16 protein-coding genes and 1 pseudogene are annotated in these 16800 nt (G+C 67.1%); 11 read left to right on the forward strand and 6 right to left on the reverse strand.

Annotated features, from left to right (window positions below):
• Window positions 1-226: 226 nt before the first annotated feature.
• The 5 genes and pseudogenes from codA to JYG37_RS29250 all read left to right on the forward strand — a co-directional run.
• Window positions 227-1468: a cytosine deaminase gene (codA, locus tag JYG37_RS29230; protein ID WP_050011005.1), complete on the forward strand. Its 1242-nt coding sequence runs from the start codon at window positions 227-229 to the stop codon at window positions 1466-1468.
• A gap of 163 nt (window positions 1469-1631) precedes the next feature.
• Entirely contained in the window at window positions 1632-2966 is a 1335-nt protein-coding gene (locus JYG37_RS29235) for a chloride channel protein (RefSeq protein ID WP_089489347.1), read from the forward strand.
• Window positions 2967-3218: 252 nt separating this feature from the next.
• Window positions 3219-3533, forward strand: a complete 315-nt coding sequence (locus JYG37_RS29240) for a helix-turn-helix domain-containing protein (RefSeq protein WP_080334114.1) — start codon at window positions 3219-3221, stop codon at window positions 3531-3533.
• Complete coding sequence (locus tag JYG37_RS29245; RefSeq protein ID WP_204384257.1) at window positions 3530-4789, forward strand: type II toxin-antitoxin system HipA family toxin; 1260 nt, start codon at window positions 3530-3532, stop codon at window positions 4787-4789. The genes JYG37_RS29240 and JYG37_RS29245 overlap by 4 nt, the downstream gene beginning before the upstream one ends.
• 115 nt (window positions 4790-4904) lie before the next feature.
• Window positions 4905-5051, forward strand: a pseudogene (locus tag JYG37_RS29250) (TIGR00366 family protein); the annotation flags it as partial.
• Between the two features lie 14 nt (window positions 5052-5065).
• Here the strand turns inward: JYG37_RS29250 and JYG37_RS29255 are convergent.
• From JYG37_RS29255 to JYG37_RS29270, 4 genes are all read right to left on the reverse strand, one after another.
• Complete coding sequence (locus JYG37_RS29255) at window positions 5066-6394, reverse strand: MFS transporter (RefSeq protein WP_050011009.1); 1329 nt, start codon at window positions 6392-6394, stop codon at window positions 5066-5068.
• A 223-nt stretch (window positions 6395-6617) separates the two neighbouring features.
• A complete protein-coding gene (gene kce / locus JYG37_RS29260; protein ID WP_213346855.1) occupies window positions 6618-7550 on the reverse strand; it encodes a 3,5-dioxohexanoate:acetyl-CoA acetone transferase in 933 nt (310 codons plus the stop codon).
• Between the two features lie 35 nt (window positions 7551-7585).
• Window positions 7586-8392, reverse strand: a complete 807-nt coding sequence (locus tag JYG37_RS29265) for an SDR family oxidoreductase (RefSeq protein WP_050011011.1) — start codon at window positions 8390-8392, stop codon at window positions 7586-7588.
• A gap of 73 nt (window positions 8393-8465) precedes the next feature.
• Window positions 8466-9176, reverse strand: coding sequence for a GntR family transcriptional regulator (locus JYG37_RS29270; RefSeq protein ID WP_213346857.1), 711 nt, complete (start codon window positions 9174-9176; stop codon window positions 8466-8468).
• 286 nt (window positions 9177-9462) lie between these two features.
• On the opposite strand from JYG37_RS29270, the gene JYG37_RS29275 reads away from it, so the two are divergent.
• Entirely contained in the window at window positions 9463-9915 is a 453-nt protein-coding gene (locus JYG37_RS29275; protein WP_050011013.1) for a type VI secretion system amidase immunity protein Tai4, read from the forward strand.
• A gap of 54 nt (window positions 9916-9969) precedes the next feature.
• On the opposite strand, the gene JYG37_RS29280 is transcribed toward JYG37_RS29275, so the two are convergent.
• Window positions 9970-10761, reverse strand: a complete 792-nt coding sequence (locus JYG37_RS29280; protein ID WP_050011014.1) for an IclR family transcriptional regulator — start codon at window positions 10759-10761, stop codon at window positions 9970-9972.
• A gap of 159 nt (window positions 10762-10920) precedes the next feature.
• Between JYG37_RS29280 and JYG37_RS29285 the strand changes: the two genes are divergently transcribed.
• The 5 genes from JYG37_RS29285 (at window position 10921) to JYG37_RS29305 (ending at window position 15314) form a co-directional block, all read left to right on the forward strand.
• Window positions 10921-11697, forward strand: coding sequence for an ABC transporter substrate-binding protein (locus JYG37_RS29285; protein ID WP_089489349.1), 777 nt, complete (start codon window positions 10921-10923; stop codon window positions 11695-11697).
• A gap of 88 nt (window positions 11698-11785) precedes the next feature.
• The gene (locus JYG37_RS29290) at window positions 11786-12442 is read left to right on the forward strand and encodes an amino acid ABC transporter permease (RefSeq protein WP_050011016.1); all 657 of its coding nucleotides are present in this window, start codon (window positions 11786-11788) and stop codon (window positions 12440-12442) included.
• A complete protein-coding gene (locus JYG37_RS29295; RefSeq protein ID WP_050011017.1) occupies window positions 12439-13194 on the forward strand; it encodes an amino acid ABC transporter ATP-binding protein in 756 nt (251 codons plus the stop codon). The genes JYG37_RS29290 and JYG37_RS29295 overlap by 4 nt, the downstream gene beginning before the upstream one ends.
• Entirely contained in the window at window positions 13191-14504 is a 1314-nt protein-coding gene (locus JYG37_RS29300) for an NAD(P)/FAD-dependent oxidoreductase (protein WP_213346859.1), read from the forward strand. Before JYG37_RS29295 ends, JYG37_RS29300 begins: the two co-directional genes overlap by 4 nt.
• Before the next feature lie 78 nt (window positions 14505-14582).
• Entirely contained in the window at window positions 14583-15314 is a 732-nt protein-coding gene (locus JYG37_RS29305) for a class I SAM-dependent methyltransferase (RefSeq protein ID WP_050011019.1), read from the forward strand.
• Between the two features lie 24 nt (window positions 15315-15338).
• Here the strand turns inward: JYG37_RS29305 and JYG37_RS29310 are convergent, their stop codons facing one another.
• Entirely contained in the window at window positions 15339-16760 is a 1422-nt protein-coding gene (locus JYG37_RS29310; protein WP_050011090.1) for a cytochrome-c peroxidase, read from the reverse strand.
• Window positions 16761-16800: the final 40 nt, after the last annotated feature.

Here is a 16800-nt window from a genome sequence, read left to right on the forward strand (position 1 = left end):
AGAGTCGTTCACAAAACCGACACGACGCGATGCGCCCGCGCCGGCCGGCGGTTCTTGCGCGACGGCAGGCCCGCGGCTGCTGTCCTGCCCGGCCCGGCTGTCGTGTCGATGCAACATGCACGGTACGTGCGCGCATCGCTGCTTTTCCTCCATACTGGTTGCCCGGACCACACGGCCGCCGACTCGGATCGCGCGGCCGTGTCAATGCATACGACAAGAGGCCCCCATGAACCTGTTCAACGTACGCCTGCGCGGCCGCGACGGCCTGTTCACGATTGGCGTCGATGCCGGCAAGATCGCGCGGATCGATGCGCAAACCGCACCGATCGCGTCGACGAACCCCGACCATATCGATGGCGGCGGCCGGCTCGCGATTGCGCCGCTCGTCGAACCGCATATCCACCTCGATGCGGTGCTGACGGCCGGCGAACCCGCGTGGAACATGAGCGGCACGTTGTTCGAGGGCATCGAGCGCTGGGCCGAGCGCAAGGCCACGATCACGCACGAGGACACGAAAGCACGCGCGCATGCGGCGATCGGCATGCTGCGCGACCACGGGATCCAGCACGTGCGCACGCACGTCGACGTGACCGATCCGACGTTGGCCGCGCTGAAGGCGATGCTCGAAGTGAAGGACGAGGCGCGCGGGCTGATCGACCTGCAGATCGTCGCGTTCCCGCAGGAGGGCATCGAATCGTTCGACGGCGGCCGCGCGTTGATGGAGCAGGCGATCGAACTCGGCGCGGACGTCGTCGGCGGGATTCCGCATTTCGAAAACACACGGGAGCAGGGCGTCAGCTCGATCCGCTTCCTGATGGATCTCGCGGAACGCACGGGCTGCCTCGTCGACGTGCACTGCGACGAGACCGACGATCCGCATTCGCGCTTTCTCGAAGTGCTCGCGGAAGAGGCGCGCGTGCGCGGCATGGGGGCGCGCGTCACCGCGAGCCACACGACCGCGATGGGTTCGTACGACAACGCGTACTGCTCGAAGCTGTTCCGGCTGCTGAAGCGGGCGGGACTGAACTTCATCTCGTGCCCGACCGAGAGCATCCATCTGCAAGGGCGCTTCGACACGTTTCCGAAGCGGCGCGGCGTCACGCGCGTCGCGGAACTCGACCGTGCCGGGATCAACGTGTGCTTCGGGCAGGATTCGATCAAGGACCCGTGGTATCCGCTCGGCAACGGCAACATCCTGCGCGTGCTCGACGCGGGCCTTCATATCTGCCACATGATGGGTTACCAGGACCTGCAGCGCTGCCTGGACTTCGTGACCGACCACAGCGCGACGACGATGCATCTCGGCGATGGCTACGGCATCGCGGTCGGGCGGCCGGCCAATCTCGTCGTCCTCGACGCGGACAGCGACTACGAAGCCGTACGCCGGCAGGCGAAGGCCACGCTGTCGATGCGCCACGGGAAGGTCATCATGCGGCGCGAACCGGAGCGCGTGACGTATCCGGATTGACGGGAAGGCGGGCGATCGCGGCTCCCCGGCCTGGGTATTCATGAAATGCATCAGTCGATTCGAAAAATACGTTTGTCTCATGAGAGGCGCGGGCCTACGATTCGGTCCTGACGACGGCGTGCCACTTGCGCGCCGTCCTTTTTCCTCTTCGTTCGCCGACCCCATGCGCCTCGATCTTCCGTCCGCTCCCGCTGCTGCTTCGCCGACCGCCAGCCCGTTCGCGCGCATGGCCGTCGTCACGGTCCTGACCGGCATCGGCGCGGGTCTCGGCGGCATGCTGCTCGCGTTGCTGCTGCATGCGATCCAGCACGTCGCGTACGGCTACAGCGTCGCGCACGTGATCGGGTCCGAGAGCTTCCTCACTGGCGTGACCGCGGCCGAACCGCTGCGTCGGCTGGCGGTGCTGACCGTCTGCGGGATCGTCGCCGGCGGCGGCTGGTGGGCGCTTTACCGGTATGGCCGGCCGCTCGTCAGCATCCGTCGGGCGGTGCGTGCGGCCGATCCGCGGATGCCGTTCGTCAGCACGACGGTTCACGCGCTGTTGCAGATCGTGACCGTCGCGCTCGGCTCGCCGCTCGGCCGCGAAGTCGCGCCGCGCGAGATCGGTTCGCTGCTCGCCGGGCGGTTTGCCCATGCGGCGCGGCTCACGCCCGGCGACTGCCGGCTGATGGTCGCGTGCGGCGCCGGCGCGGGGCTCGCGGCCGTCTACAACGTGCCGCTCGGCGGCGCGATCTTCGTGCTCGAGGTGCTGCTCGGCACGTTCGAACTGCGCGCGCTGATCGTGGCGGTCGTGACGTCCGCGATCGCGGCGGTCGTCGCATGGATCGGCCTCGGCAACGAGCATCAGTACACGGTGCCGGCGTTCGTGCTGAGCACGCCGCTCGTCGCATGGTCGATCGTCTGCGGGCCGCTGTTCGGTTTCGCCGCGTACGGTTTCGTGCGGCTCACGAGCCGCGCGCGCGCGAACGCGCCGAAGGACTGGCGGCTGCCGGTGTTCGCGCTGCTCAATTTCGCGGTGATCGGCGTGCTCGCGATGGGGTTTCCGCAACTGCTCGGCAACGGCAAGGGCCCGGCGGCGCTGGGTTTCGACGGCACGCTGACGATCGGCTTCGCCGCGACGCTGCTCGTGCTGAAGGTACTGATCGAGGCCGGCAGCCTGCGGGCCGGCGCGGAAGGCGGGCTGCTGACGCCGGGTCTCGCGAACGGCGCGTTGCTCGGCGTCGTGCTCGGCGGATTGTGGAGCGCCGTGTGGCCGGGCGCATCGCTCGGCGGATGCGCGCTGATCGGTGCGACCGCGTTTCTCGCCGCATCGATGCAGATGCCGATCACGGCCGTCGTGTTGATGCTCGAATTCACGCGTGCGAATCACGACAGCCTCGTGCCGATGTTGCTGGCAGTGGCGGGTTCGCTTGTCGCGTATCGGCTTGCGCAGAAGCTGGCGGAGCGGCGAGCGACTGCGATCGCGGCCGTCGGCACGCCGGAGGCGGTTGCTCGCTAGCGGGCTCACGCCAGGGCTCGAGTACGCATCGATGCGCGCGGCGATCCATCCACGACGTGGCGTATCTGGAGGGCGACGGGTGGGTACGGGAAGCGCATGCATCGCTGACGCATCACTTCCGTTTCAGAGGGGATTATCCGGGAAATTCTCCCCATAAGATACAACATCAGGGAATTATATTTTCTAAGTACATCCCTTCTATAACTCTGTGATATTGTGAGTTACGAGAGATATCACGCCGGAAGCCCCCCTATGTTGGAATTAAGTTTTCGCAAGCCCAATGAAATCGTCACGCTGCTTTGCGCCAGGCTTCGCACGGAGCGGCTGGCGTTGCAACTGACGCAGAGCGACGTAGCCGCGCGTGCCGGCGTGGGTTCCAATACCGTGTCCAATCTGGAAGCCGGACGCAATGTGAGCCTCGAGACGGTAGTTCGTGTAGCCATGGTCCTGGGACGAAGCAAGGAACTCGAAGGACTGTTCCTGCCGAAGCTCGATAGCCTGGAAGACGTTCACCGGTATGAAAAAAGTGCCAAACGTCAGCGTGTCAAGAGGGGCAACCAGAAATGATCGAGCGGATCGATGTCTACTATGACGGCTGGGGGGAGCACTGGCTGTGGGGATCGATGGTTTCTACGACGGCGATCACGGGGCGCCCGTTGATCGTATTCGAATATAGCGATGACGCGCGCAAGAGGGGGCTGGAACTGTCGTCTTATGCGCTCCCATTGCATGGGGCGAGGCTGCGCAAGGACTTTCCGTCCCACCAGTTGGGATTGCCCGGCCCAGTCTATGACGCGCTGCCCGACGGATGGGGCATGTTGCTCATGGACCGCTGGTTCAAACGCCGCGGTCTCAACGTGGCACGCATCGGGCCGCTGGAGCGGTTGGCTCACATTGGCAACCACGCAATGGGCGCCCTGTCGTTCGAGCCGGTCGCGCTCGAGATCCAGGCACCGCAGCCGGATATTCCTCTCGACCGGCTCGCGGCCGAGGTACAGGAAGTCCTCAATGGTGAGGGCGGCGAATTCCTTCATCAACTGCTGCAGGTGGGCGGCTCTCCGCAAGGTGCCAGGCCGAAGGCCCTGGTCTATCGTGATCCGCAGTCCGGCGTTTTTACCACGGCCGCGGTGGCGGGTTTCGAAGCATGGTTGGTCAAGTTCCCGGCCCGGCAAGAGCATCCCGAGGTGTGCGCGATCGAAATGGTCTACGCCGAGTGCTTGCGCATGTGCGGCATCGAGACCCCGGACACGCTGCATTTCGATTTGCCTGACGGGATGGCCGCATTTGCGTCCAGGCGTTTCGATCGACGGGACGGTCTGCGCGTGCCCATGCAAAGCGTTGCCGCCTTTACCGGTGCCGATTACACAACGCCGGGTGCGCTGGACTACGTGAACTTCTTGCGCGCGACTCACATGTGCACCAACGACGTACGCGAGAAGGCGCGGGCGTTGGAACGGGCTGTCTTCAATGTCGCGTTCAACAATCGCGACGATCATCCGAAAAACTTCGCATACGTCATGTCGCGATCCGGCCAGTGGAAACTCGCGCCGGCCTACGACGTGACATTCTGCGAGGGACCGGGCGGTTACCACCAAATGGACGTCATGGGCGAGGCGCTGCGGGTCGACCGGGTGGCATTGGTCGGACTGGCAAAGGAAGCGGAGCTTTCCGCAGCGGCTGCCGGCGACATGATCGACGCAATGTGCGGAGTGGCCAGCCAGTTCTCGGCCATTGCGAAGCGCCGCTACGAGGGGATCATCACAGAAGACACGCTGACGGACATTCAGCGTCGAATCGACGAGAACGTTGCGCTGCTGCGCTAGGGCGTGAACATGCCCTCGGGGGGCAGGGGTTGCCGAAAGAGAAGCGGCGAGACGGGCGTTCGTCGGCTCACGGTCTCGCACATGCATGATGGGGATCGGCTCTTGGCAGCGGGGCGCCATCGCGGGGCTCGCCGTGCGCGACATCATAGGATATTGCGTGACGACGCTGCTGTTCGCGGGCGTTGTGTTCGTCGCGCGAATGTACCTGTTCCGACGGCGTGAGGCGCGAGGGGCGGGGGGAACCCGCCTCCCGCCAGCTTGATTCCAGCCGGGCCTTCAGCCGCGCGACCGCACGTCGGCGCGCTCGTGCCCGTGACGCAACGCGAGGCTCGCGAACGCCGCGACGACGAGCGCGGCCGCGAGCAGCGTCAGCCCGTTCTTCGCATTGCCGGTCGTCTGTTCGATCGCGCCGACGACGGTCGGCCCGACGAAGCCGCCGAGCAAACCGCAGGTATTCACGAGCCCGAGCCCGCCGGCCAGCGCACTGCCCGCGAGCCGCGACGCCGGAAACGTGAACACGATCGACTGCACGACGAAGAACATCGACGCGGCCACGCACACGCAGAGCAGCCCCGCCAACGGCGATGCATGCGCGGCGCCGACCATCCCGGCCGCCATGATCACCAGCCCCGCACACAGCATCCGCCGCGAATGACGCGATTCGCGGGCGAAGCGCGGCAACGTGCCTGCGCCGAGCGCGGCGGCGAGCCAGGGCAGCGACGTCAGCAACCCGACCGCGACCGGCGACAGGCGCCCCGACGCGCCGATGATCCCCGGCAGGAAGAAGATCACCGTGTAGATGGTCAACTGATGGCAGAAGTACACGAAGATCGCGAGCCAGATCTGCGGATCGCGCAGTGCGGCGCCGAACGCATGGCCGCCGTGCGCGGCGACGCCTGCGTCCTGCTCGGCGGCCAGCTTGCGCTCGAGCGCGCGGCTGGTTTCCGCGGAGAGCCACGGCGCGGCGCTCGGCCGATCCGGCAATCGCGTCCACACGACGAACGCGAGCAGGATCGCCGGAATGCCTTCGACGACGAACAGCCATTGCCAGCCGTGGAAGCCGAGCGTGCCGTCGAGCTCGATCAGCGCGCCGGCCAGCGGCCCGCCGACGATATTCGCGATGCACACGCCGAGCAGGAAATAGCCGGTCGCACGCGCACGCTCCTCGCGGCCGAACCAGTACGTCAGATACAGCATCACGCCGGGAAACAGGCCGGCTTCGGCCACGCCGAGCAGCAGCCGCATCACGTAGAACGACGTCTCGCCGCTCACGAACGCCATCGCGACCGACAGCGCGCCCCACGTGATCATGATCCGCGTGATCCAGAAGCGCGCGCCGACGCGATGCATGATCAGGTTGCTCGGAATCTCGAAGAGCGCGTAGGTGAGAAAGAACAGCCCCGCGCCGAGCCCGTACGCGGCCGATGAAATGCCGAGATCGACGCCCATCGAATGTTTGGCGAACGCGATGTTGGTGCGGTCGAGAAAACTGATCACATACGCGGCGATCAGCAGCGGCATGAGTTTGCGGAACAGCAGCCGGTTCAGCGACGCGTTCGCGTCGGTCGCGGCGGACGACAAGGCCTGAGCGTGATGAGTGGACATGCGGACGACTCCGGTAAGGGGCGAACCGGCGCGCACGGCAAGCACGGCGCGCCGCGTTCGGCAAATGCCGCTGCGGCAAGGCAGCGGATGGGCAGTCGACGGAGCCGCGCCGGCGGCGCTCGAACGGAGCGGGGCGATCAAGGGCGTCCTGGCGCCGGCCGGCTCGGGCCGGCGCCTTGTCACTGCGCTTGCGGATGCTCGTGTTGAGGGCGGGACCCGGCGATCAGAAATTCACCGCGTCGCCGCCCTTGAGCGCGAGCATCGCGCGCGCCTCGGCCGGCGTCGCGATCTCGAGCGACAGGCCTTCGAGCACCTGACGCATTTTCAGGACTTGCGCGGCGCTCGATTCCGCGAGCTTGCCGGGCGCGATCCACAACGAATCCTCGAGCCCGACGCGCACGTTCGCGCCTTGCGCGGCGCCGATCGTCGCGAGCGGAATCTGGTTGCGCCCGGCGCCGAGGATCGACCACACGTAATCGCCGCCGAACAGGCGGTCGGCCGTGCGGCGCATGTGCATCAGGTCCTCCGGATGCGCGCCGATCCCGCCGAGCAGGCCGAACACGCTTTGCACGAAAAACGGCGGCTTCGCGAGCCCGCGGTCGACGAAGTGCGCGAGGTTGTACAAGTGCGAGATGTCGTAACACTCGAATTCGAACCGCGTGCCGTTCGCGCCGCAGCGCGTGAGGATCGTCTCGATGTCCACGAACGTGTTCTTGAACACGAGATCGCGGCTTTTCTCGAGATGTTCGCGCTCCCACGGATGCTTCAACTCGGTAAAGCGCTCGAGCATCGGATACAACCCGAAGTTCATCGAGCCCATGTTCAGCGACGCGACCTCGGGCTGGAAATGCAGCGCCGGCTGCAGCCGTTCGTCGACCGTCATGTGCGGGCTGCCGCCCGACGTGAGGTTGATCACCGCGTCGGTCTGCGCCTTGATGCGCGGCAGGAACTCGGCGAACACGGACGGATCCTGCGTCGGTTTGCCGTCGGACGGGTTGCGTGCGTGCAGATGCAGGATCGCCGCGCCGGCCTGCGCGGCCGCGACCGCGGCCGTTTCGATTTCGTGCGGCGTCACGGGCAGATACGGCGACATCGACGGCGTATGGATCGCGCCGGTCGGCGCACAGGTGATGATGACTTTGCGAGCGTTGGCCACGGATGGATTCCTTTCGATGAACGATGCAGGACGCGTCAGAGCACTTCGACGTTGCCGCAGACGGAGATCGCCTGCCCGGTGATCCCGTGCCCGCCCGGCGAGCACAGGAACAGCGCGGTCGCGGCGATTTCGGACGGATCGGTCATGCGCCGCAGCGAGATCTTCTCGAGATAGCGCTTTTCCATTTCGTCGTAGCCGATGCCGAGCTGCTGCGCGCGCGCGTCGATCACGCGGCGCATCCGCGGACCGCGCACGATGCCGGGCTGGATCGCGTTCACGCGGATGCCGAGCGGCCCCAGTTCGATCGCGAGGCTTTTCACGAGGCCGACCACCGCCCATTTGGTCGCCGCATACGGCGTGCGGAACGCGTAGCCGAGCCGGCCGGCGACCGACGACAGCGCGATGATCGCGCCACCGTGTTTCGCTTCGCGCAGCAGCGGCACCGCGCGGCGCGCGAACTGGAATTGCGCGTTCAGGTTGATCGCGACGGTCTGCTCCCACTGCACGGGATCGATTTCGTCGATGCCGCCGGTCGGGCCGGCGATGCCCGCGTTGTTGACCAGCACGTCGAGGCCGCCGAGCCGCGTCGACACGTCGGCGAACACGCGCTCGACGGCGGCCGGGTCGGATACGTCGGCCAGCGTCGCGCTGATCGCGCCGGCCGCGGCGTGCGGCGGCCGGTCGGCGAGCGCCGCGATCGCGGCTTGCGACGCGTCGCACACGTGCACGCGCGCGCCGCATTCGGCGAACGCGTCGGCGATTTCGAGACCGATGCCCGACGCGCCGCCCGTCACGAGGACGCGCAGGCCGTCATAGGGTTTCAGCAGGTCGGAAGCTGTCATGCCGGGTTGTCTCCATCGTTGATGTAGTGGGATGGCGGCCGCTCGCGTGTCGGGCGGCCGTCGCAAGCGGCCGCTACGGCTTCGCGTTCACGGTCCGCGGCGTCTGTTCGGCCCGCAGCGTCTCGGCGAGATCGTGCGCGGCGCCGCCGATGTCGAGCGCGATGCCGGCCCGCACGCCCGCGCCGTCGCGACGTTCAAGCGCATCGACGATCGAGCGGTGCGCATCCATCGAGCGCCGCATGTGCGGGATGTCGAGCGCGACCATGTTGAGGAACGGGCCGACGCGCATCCACAGGTTCTCGACGATCGCGAGCGTGTTTTCGCTGGCGCCATGCGCGTAGATCGCGCTGTGGAACGCGAAATTGCTTTGCAGGTAGGCGCGCGAGCGGCCGGCCTCGACGTGTGCCTGCATCGTCTCGCAGGTCCTGCGCACGGCCGCGATCTGCGCGTCGGTCATCCGCTCGCACGCACGCTCGGCGATGCAGCCTTCGAGCGCGATCCGCACGTCGCGCAGTTCGTCGAGCATGTCGAGCGTCATCGGCGGGACGACGAGCGCGCGATTCGGGCCGTCTACCAGCGCGCGTTCGGCGCGCAGCCGCGTGAGCGCGGCACGCACGGGCATCGTCGACGAGCCGACCGCCTCGGCCACGCTGCGCAGGCTCAGCGCCTGGCCGGGCGCGAAGCGGCCGCTCATCAGTGCTTCGCGCAGTTGCTGGTAGACCTTGTCGGCCATCGTTTCCTGTTCGATGGCTTTCAGTGCGGGCGGGACGATACGGGGCGGCAAGGCGTGGCTCCTGGGTTTGATCTGCGATCTGTGATCACACAGGCGATGTGCGAAGTTTTGTCGATCGGCGGAGCCGAGTCAAGGCGAACAGGATCGGGGAAAACCAGGGGATGGACGAAGAGGCTGTCGGCGACAGTCGGCAATACTTTTCCGCGTCGGGTTGGATCCGATCATCGAGGCACGGCTGCGGATGGCGATGGAGGCGACTATCCAGGGGCGCGGCCAAGTTACTTCAACGAACCGGGTGCGCGGTATCGTACCGATCGCGCAAATTTTGGAGCCTGTGATGAGGCGAATCTGGATCGCTGCCGCGTTGGCGTGCATCGCGTTTCAACCGGCGATGGTCGTGGCGAAGGACGTCGCACAAACCTCGCCTGAGGCCGGCTCACGAACTTACCGCCAGAACTTCAAGGACATGGTGCTCGCGGAGTGCCTGGCTACCGCATACAAGCAGGCGCCCGGCGCGAGCAAGGACATCGGCAGCAGCATCGGCGCTTTGCGCGACTGGACCTACTACGACATGGAACGTGCGCCGGACGTCATTCACGCGCTGGTCGCGAAGTATCTGGCGCGCGACTATCGGAATCCGATTGTCGAATCCGAAGTCCGGGATGTGAAGTTCGACTTCCTGAAGTGCATCGATCTGTATCACGGCAAGGCACTGGACGCTGCGGCGAAGCAATTCGTATCGCGCCCGAACCGTACCTACCGGGTCGAGCATCCGCCGAAGCCGCAGTAGCGATCGAACGTCGTTGCGCGATGCAACGGCGCGCCGTATGCCATTTCGCCGCCGCTATTCAAGCGTCCGAATCGAATTGCTGATCCCGCGCGCACAGTCGATCACCGCCGGCGCGAGCTTGCGACGCGCGTCGTCGAACGTCCAGCGGCTTGTCGGCGCGACCACGTGCACGGCCGCGACCGGCTGCCCCTGGCTGCCGAGCACGGGCGCCGCGATCGACATGTCGCCGATGAACAGTTCTTCCTGGTTGGTCGCATAACCTTCGCGCCGTGCGCTGTCGAGCAACGCGACGAGATCGTCGAGCGCCGTGACCGTGCGCGGCGTATGCGGCGTGCGCGCCATGCCGTCGAGCCGCACACGCGCTTCTTCCGGCGCCAACGCGCTCAGGAACGCGCGCCCGGAGCCGGTGCAGTACATCGGGATGCGGCTGCCGATCGGCATGTGGATCGGCACGAACTTCGTCGACACGAAGCGCGCGACGTACACCATTTCATCCTCGTCCGGCTCGGTGAGGTTGGTGGTTTCGCCGGTCAGGTTCGTGAGCTCGGACAGGAACGGATTCGCGACGTCGATCAACGTATCGGCCGCCAGATAGTTGAAGCCGATCCGCATCACGTGCGGCGTGAGCTGGTAGCGCCGCGTGACCGGATGCTTGCGGATGTAGCCGAGCTTCTCGAGCGTATAGACCATCCGCTGCGCGGAGCTTTTCGTCATCCCCGCCGCGTCGGCCACTTCCGCCAGCGTCATCGTGCGCCGCTTCGCGCTGAACGCACGCAGCACGTTCAGCCCTTTTTCCAGCGACTGGTTGAACAGCAGATCGTTTGCTTGGTCGGGTGACGTATCCATGGCGAGGGGCGGGATCGATTCGATATCGCATCATATCGTATCGAATATCGATACGCAAAAATCTGTTTGCGATGTTTTTGATTCGTTTTAAGATCAAGTCATCGTCGCAGTGTCGATCAGCGACCGGCCGGCGCCCGGATTATTCGAGAAGGAGTCACCATGGTTCCGTTCATCAAGCGGTTCGGCGCACTGGCCGCCGGTTTCGCCATCTGTATCGCACTCTCCACGGCATCGGCGGGCGCCGTTGCGGCCGAGCCCACGCTGAAGGTCGGCGCGACGGCCACCGGCGTGCCGTTCACGTTTCTCGACGTCAAGAGCAATTCGATCCAGGGGATGATGGTCGATGCGATCACGGCAGCCGGGAAGTCGGCCGGGTTTCGCGTCGACGTGCAGCAGACCGTGTTTTCCGCGCTGATCCCGTCGCTCACCACGCAGAAGATCGACATCATTTCGGCCGCGATGCTGAAGACGCCCGCGCGCCAGCAGGTCGTCGATTTCTCCGACACCGTCTACTCGTTCGGCGAAGGCCTGATCGTGAAGGCCGACGATCCGGGCCGCTATACGTCGATGGACGATTTCAAGGACCAGGTGGTCGGCGCGCAGGTCGGCACGGCGTTCGTCGATGCGCTCAACAAGAAGGGCATCTTCAAGGAAGTCCGGACCTACGATTCGATCGCCGACATCATGCGCGACGTCGCGCTCGGGCGCATCAAGGCCGGTTTCGCCGACCAGCCGATCGTCGCGTACCAGATCGAGCACGGCGTCAATCGCCAGGTGCGGCTCGTGCCCGAATACCAGAGCGTCGTGAAGGGGCAGGTGTGCTTCATCGTGCGCAAGGGCGACACCGCGACGCTCGAACAGCTCAACGGCGCGATCCGCAAGATGAAGACCGACGGCACGCTGCAGCAGATCCTGCAGAAGTGGCACATGAGCTGAGCGTCGTCGCTCGATTCCCGACCGGTATCGCCCGCGCGTCGCGGGCATCCCCAGCGCCGGTCTGTCCGGACGTCGCATAGGAGACCTCATGTTTTTTCAGAACGCGATCGATTTCCTGCCGATCCTGCTGAAGGGCGCGGTGGTCACGATCGAGATCACCGCTTGCGCGTTCGTGCTCAGCTCGGTGCTCGGGCTGATCCTCGCGCTGCTGAAGGTGTCGCGCAATCGTGCCGTGTCGACCGCCGGCAGCACGATCGTCAACGTGATCCGCGGGCTGCCGATCATCGTGCAGCTGTTCTACATGTACTTCGTGCTACCTGATCTCGGCATACAACTATCGGCGTTCCAGGCCGGCGTGCTCGGCCTCGGCATCGCGTATTCGGCATATCAGGCCGAGAACTTCCGCGCGGGCATCGAGGCGATCGACCGCGGCCAGATCGAAGCCGCGCACGCGATCGGCATGCGCGGCCCGATGATCATGCGGCGCGTGGTGCTGCCGCAGGCGTTCCGCATCGCGCTGCCGCCGTACGGCAACACGCTGGTGATGCTGCTGAAGGATTCGTCGGTCGCGTCGACGATCACGGTCGCGGAAATCACGCGCGCCGGCCAGTTGATCGCGTCGTCGACGTTCCAGAACATGAGCGTCTACACGCTCGTCGCGCTGCTGTATCTCGCGCTCGGCCTGCCGCTGATGTTCGGCGTGAACCGGCTCGGCAAGCGGCTCGCACTGAGGAGGGGCGCATGATCCGGATCGATTCGATACACAAGCGGTTTCAGCAGCACGCGGTGCTGAAGGGCGTGAGCCTCGACGTGCAGGCGGGCGAAGTCGTGTGCCTGATCGGGCCGTCCGGTTCCGGCAAGTCGACCGTGCTGCGCTGTATCAACGGCTTCGAGACGTATGACGAAGGGTCGATCACGATCGACGGCGTGAAGGTCGACGCGCATTCGAAACGGATCCACGAACTGCGGATGCGGGTCGGCATGGTGTTCCAGCGTTTCAACCTGTTCGCGCACCGCACGGCGCTCGAGAACGTGATGGAAGGGCCTGTGCACGTGCGGCGCATGCCGGCCGCGCAAGCGCGCGAGCAGGCCCGCGCGCTGCTCGACAAGGTCGGGCTTTCGCACCGGATGAATGCGTATCCGTCGGAACTGTCGGGCGGCCAGCAGCAGCGCGTCGCGATCGCACGCGCGCTCGCGATGGCGCCGCAGGCGATCCTGTTCGACGAGCCGACGTCGGCGCTCGACCCCGAGCTCGTCGGCGAAGTGCTCGGCGTGATGCGCGGGCTCGCGCGCGACGGGATGACCATGGTGGTCGTCACGCACGAAATGGCATTCGCCCGCGAGGTGGCCGATCGCGTGTGCTTCCTGCACGACGGCACCATCTGCGAAAGCGGGCCGGCGCGCGACGTGCTCACGCAGCCGGCCCATCCCCGCACGCAGGAATTCCTGCGCCGCCTGCTGGCGTCGGACGGCGCCGACCACCCGGATCGAACATGAGCGCAACGCACGCGGCACCCGGATGGCCCGACTCGCCGTGGCCCGATTCGCTGTGGGCAGCGACCGCCGCGCCGGCGGCCGATACGCCCGCGCTCGACGCGTCCGTGTCGTGCGACGTGGCGATCGTCGGTGCCGGCTTCACGGGCCTGTCGACCGCACTTCACCTGGCCGAACGCGGCGTGAACGTCCGCGTGATCGACGGCGCGCAGCCGGGCTGGGGCGCATCGGGCCGTAACGGCGGGCAGGTGATTCCCGGGCTGAAATACGACCCGGACGAACTTGTCCGCCGATTCGGCGACGAGGCCGGCGAGCAGCTTGCCGGCATCGTCGGCGGCGCGGCCGATACCGTGTTCGACCTGATCGCGCGGCACGGAATCGACTGCGATGCGCGTCGCGCCGGCTGGATCCCGCCGGCGCCCCCGACCGCCGCGATGCTCGACACGGTCGCACGCCGTGCGCAGCAATGGGCGGCGCGCGGCGCGCCGGTCGACGTGCTCGGCCGCGACGACGTCGCGCGGCGGCTCGGCACGCCGGCGTATGCGGGCGGATGGATCGATCGCCGCGCCGGCAGCGTGCAGCCGCTCAGTTATACGCGCGGCCTCGTACGCGCCGTGCAGGCGAGCGGGGCGGTCGTGCACGGCTTGACCCGCGCCGTCGGGCTGACGCGCGCCGACGGCCGCTGGCGGATCGCGACGTCCGGCGGCGCGACGCTGTCGGCCGAGCGCGTCGTGATCGCGACCAACGGCTACACGGACGGGCTGTGGCCTGGCTTGCGTCAGTCGGTGATCGCCGCGAACAGCTTCATCGTCGCGACGGAACCGCTCGCGCCAGCGCTCGGTCGCGACATCCTCGCCGGCGGCGAGGTCGCATCGGATGCGCGGCGTCTGCTGCTGTACTTCCGCCGCGACGCGGCCGGGCGCCTGTTGATGGGCGGCCGAGGCCCGTTCGCCGACCCGCGCGCGCCGAGCGACTGGCGACATCTCGAACGCGCGACGACGCTGTTGTATCCGCAACTGAAGGGTGTCCGGTTCGACTACCGCTGGGCGGGGCGCGTCGCGATCACCGCGGATTTCCTGCCGCACGTGCACGAGCCCGCGCCGGGCGTGACGATCGCGCTCGGCTACAACGGCCGCGGCATCGCGATGGCGACGACGCTCGGCAAGCATCTGGCCGCGCATCTGTCGGGCGATGCGCAAATGCCGCTGCCGTTCCGGGTCACGCCGATCCGGCCGATCCCGTTGCACGGGCTGCAGCGCTTCTATATCGCGGCCGGCGTCGCGTGGTATCGCTTGCTCGACAGCCTGTCCTGACGCAAGCGTGACGGCAGTCGCCATTCGTCGTCCGATCGGGCAGAATCGGCCTGCCCAGTGTCGACCGACGGATGCCGCATGACCGAACCGAACGAACCGCCCGGCCGCCGCGCGTACGCGAGCTTCGCGCAACGCTATGCGGATCTCGCGCCGACGAAGGCGCACAACGCGCTTTACGAGCGTCCGGCAACGATGGCGCTGCTCGGCGACGTCGACGGCCTGACGGTGCTCGACGCCGGCTGCGGGCCCGGCATCTGCAGCGCGCATCTCGCCGGTCGCGGCGCGACCGTGCATGCGTTCGACGTGACGCCGGAGATGGTTGCGCTCGCGCGAACGCGCTGCGCGGGCCTGCCGGTCGACGTCAGGGAAGGCGATCTCGAAGCGCCGCTCGCGTGGCTGCCCGATGCGTCGGTCGACAAGGTGCTGTGCTCGCTCGCGCTCGACTACGTGCGCGATCTCGCGCCGACGCTGCGCGAATTCCGGCGCGTCGCGCGTCCGGGAGGAACGCTCGTGTTCTCGATGGCGCATCCGATGCGCGACTGGATGGACGAACGCACGCGCGGCGACGGCACGTACTTCGACACGTCGCGCTTCGGTTTTCACTGGTCGGGGTTCGGCGAACCGAGGCCGTACGTCGAAGCGTGGCGGCGGCCGCTCGGCGACATCCTGAACGCGGTCGCCGACGGCGGCTGGCGGCTCGACCGCTTCGTCGAACCGAGGCCGCTGCCGGAGATGAAAGCCGTATCCGAACGGCTTCATGCGGAGCTGTCGCTGGCGCCGGCATTCCTGTGCATCCGCGCGCGCTGCTGATGCGGCGCGGCGCGCGGCCGGCGCTCAGTGCTGCGCGGGCGCGTCCGTCAGCGTGCCGAGAAACGCTTCGATATCCTTGATGTCCTGCGCCGTCATCGCAGGCTTGTCGCCCGGCTTGCGATCGAACGGCGCGTCCGTCACGTCGACGTTCGCGCGATATTTCGGCGGGATGTCGTCGTATTCGTCGACCTTGCCGTCCGCACCACGCGCATAGAACTTCTGCGGCGAAATGCTGCGCTCGTTGTAGAACGCCATCACCTGATCGAGCGTGTGGAACACGCCGTTGTGGAAGAACACGCGGCGCGTCGCCGAATTGCGCAGCGTCGGCGTCAGGAACATCCCGCAATACTGCGTCTGGTCCTTCAGGTCGTCGCGGAACGGCCCGCACACGCCGAGATCGTAGAACGCCGGGTTGCGGTTCTGCGCGAGCGCCCGGTTGCGCGGCGCGCCGAGCGCCTCGTACTGGTAATCGGTAAACATCGGCGGCAGCCCGTCCTTGCCGGGTTTCGACAGGTGGCAGCCCGCGCAATTCGCCTTGTCCGGATCGTTGAACAGGCGCAGCCCGCGCAGTTCGGCCTGCGTGAGGCGCGCGCGGCCTTCGAGCCAGCGGTCGTACTTGCTGTCGTACGGATGGAACGACGGATCCTCGACCTGATAGCGCGCGATCGCGAACATCGCCTCCGACACCGCGAGCTGCGGGGCGGAGAACACGCGCGGCCCGAACAACTGCTCGAACTGCGCGCGATGCGACGACTGCGCGAGCTTGCGGGCGACATCGTCGACGCTCGCGTTCGCCATCTCGACCGGATTCAACAGCGGGCCGAACGCCTGCTGCTGCAATGTATCGGCGCGGCCGTCCCAGAACATCCCGCCCTGCGGCACGAGTTGCGGCGCGGCCGACGTGCCGGCCACCTTCTGCGCCTTGACGACGCCGGCCGCCGCCGTCGCCTGCTGCGCGACGCTGGGCGCCGCGTCGTTCTCGCCGGCATCGGGGCCGATGCTGAAGTTCGGCTGGCGGTACAGGTACATCAGGGACGGCGGCGGACGATAGCCCTGCTGCGTCATCGCGAGGCCGCCCGGCTGCACGTCGAGCGCATTCGGCGGGCCGTACGCGTGATCGGGGCTGTGGCACGACGCGCACGATTGCTTGCCCGATGCCGACAGCGACGGATCGTTGAACAATGCGCGCCCGAGCTGCGCGACCGCCGACAGCGGCTGCGCGGCGGGCCGCTGCAGCACGACCGGATGCGGGTTCGCGCCGGTCCAGTCGGCGACCACGGTACCGATCGCCGTCGGCACCCGCGCGGGAAACGCGACGGCGAACGCGCCATAGCCGAGCACGGCCGCGCCGAGCGCGAACGCCGCGCGGCGCAGCAGGCGGGAACGAGCGCGCGGCGCGGGCGTGCCGGCGGCATCGGGAGACGGAAACGCGGGGCGAGCTGTCATGCTGTCGGTCGAAAAAACGGGCGTCGCACGAAGCGACGCG

It is taken from the genome of Burkholderia sp. LAS2 (assembly GCF_018417615.1).
Classification (GTDB): Bacteria; Pseudomonadota; Gammaproteobacteria; order Burkholderiales; family Burkholderiaceae; genus Burkholderia; species Burkholderia sola.

Bases quoted from the DNA above. Each gene is read 5' to 3' on its own strand.
- codA (WP_050011005.1), top strand. From the start codon at position 227: ATGAACCTGTTCAACGTACGCCTGCGCGGCCGCGACGGCCTGTTCACG.
- JYG37_RS29235 (WP_089489347.1), top strand. From the start codon at position 1,632: ATGCGCCTCGATCTTCCGTCCGCTCCCGCTGCTGCTTCGCCGACCGCC.
- JYG37_RS29240 (WP_080334114.1), top strand. From the start codon at position 3,219: ATGTTGGAATTAAGTTTTCGCAAGCCCAATGAAATCGTCACGCTGCTT.
- JYG37_RS29245 (WP_204384257.1), top strand. From the start codon at position 3,530: ATGATCGAGCGGATCGATGTCTACTATGACGGCTGGGGGGAGCACTGG.
- JYG37_RS29255 (WP_050011009.1), bottom strand. From the start codon at position 6,394: ATGTCCACTCATCACGCTCAGGCCTTGTCGTCCGCCGCGACCGACGCG.
- JYG37_RS29265 (WP_050011011.1), bottom strand. From the start codon at position 8,392: ATGACAGCTTCCGACCTGCTGAAACCCTATGACGGCCTGCGCGTCCTC.
- JYG37_RS29275 (WP_050011013.1), top strand. From the start codon at position 9,463: ATGAGGCGAATCTGGATCGCTGCCGCGTTGGCGTGCATCGCGTTTCAA.
- JYG37_RS29280 (WP_050011014.1), bottom strand. From the start codon at position 10,761: ATGGATACGTCACCCGACCAAGCAAACGATCTGCTGTTCAACCAGTCG.
- JYG37_RS29285 (WP_089489349.1), top strand. From the start codon at position 10,921: ATGGTTCCGTTCATCAAGCGGTTCGGCGCACTGGCCGCCGGTTTCGCC.
- JYG37_RS29290 (WP_050011016.1), top strand. From the start codon at position 11,786: ATGTTTTTTCAGAACGCGATCGATTTCCTGCCGATCCTGCTGAAGGGC.
- JYG37_RS29295 (WP_050011017.1), top strand. From the start codon at position 12,439: ATGATCCGGATCGATTCGATACACAAGCGGTTTCAGCAGCACGCGGTG.
- JYG37_RS29300 (WP_213346859.1), top strand. From the start codon at position 13,191: ATGAGCGCAACGCACGCGGCACCCGGATGGCCCGACTCGCCGTGGCCC.
- JYG37_RS29305 (WP_050011019.1), top strand. From the start codon at position 14,583: ATGACCGAACCGAACGAACCGCCCGGCCGCCGCGCGTACGCGAGCTTC.
- JYG37_RS29310 (WP_050011090.1), bottom strand. From the start codon at position 16,760: ATGACAGCTCGCCCCGCGTTTCCGTCTCCCGATGCCGCCGGCACGCCC.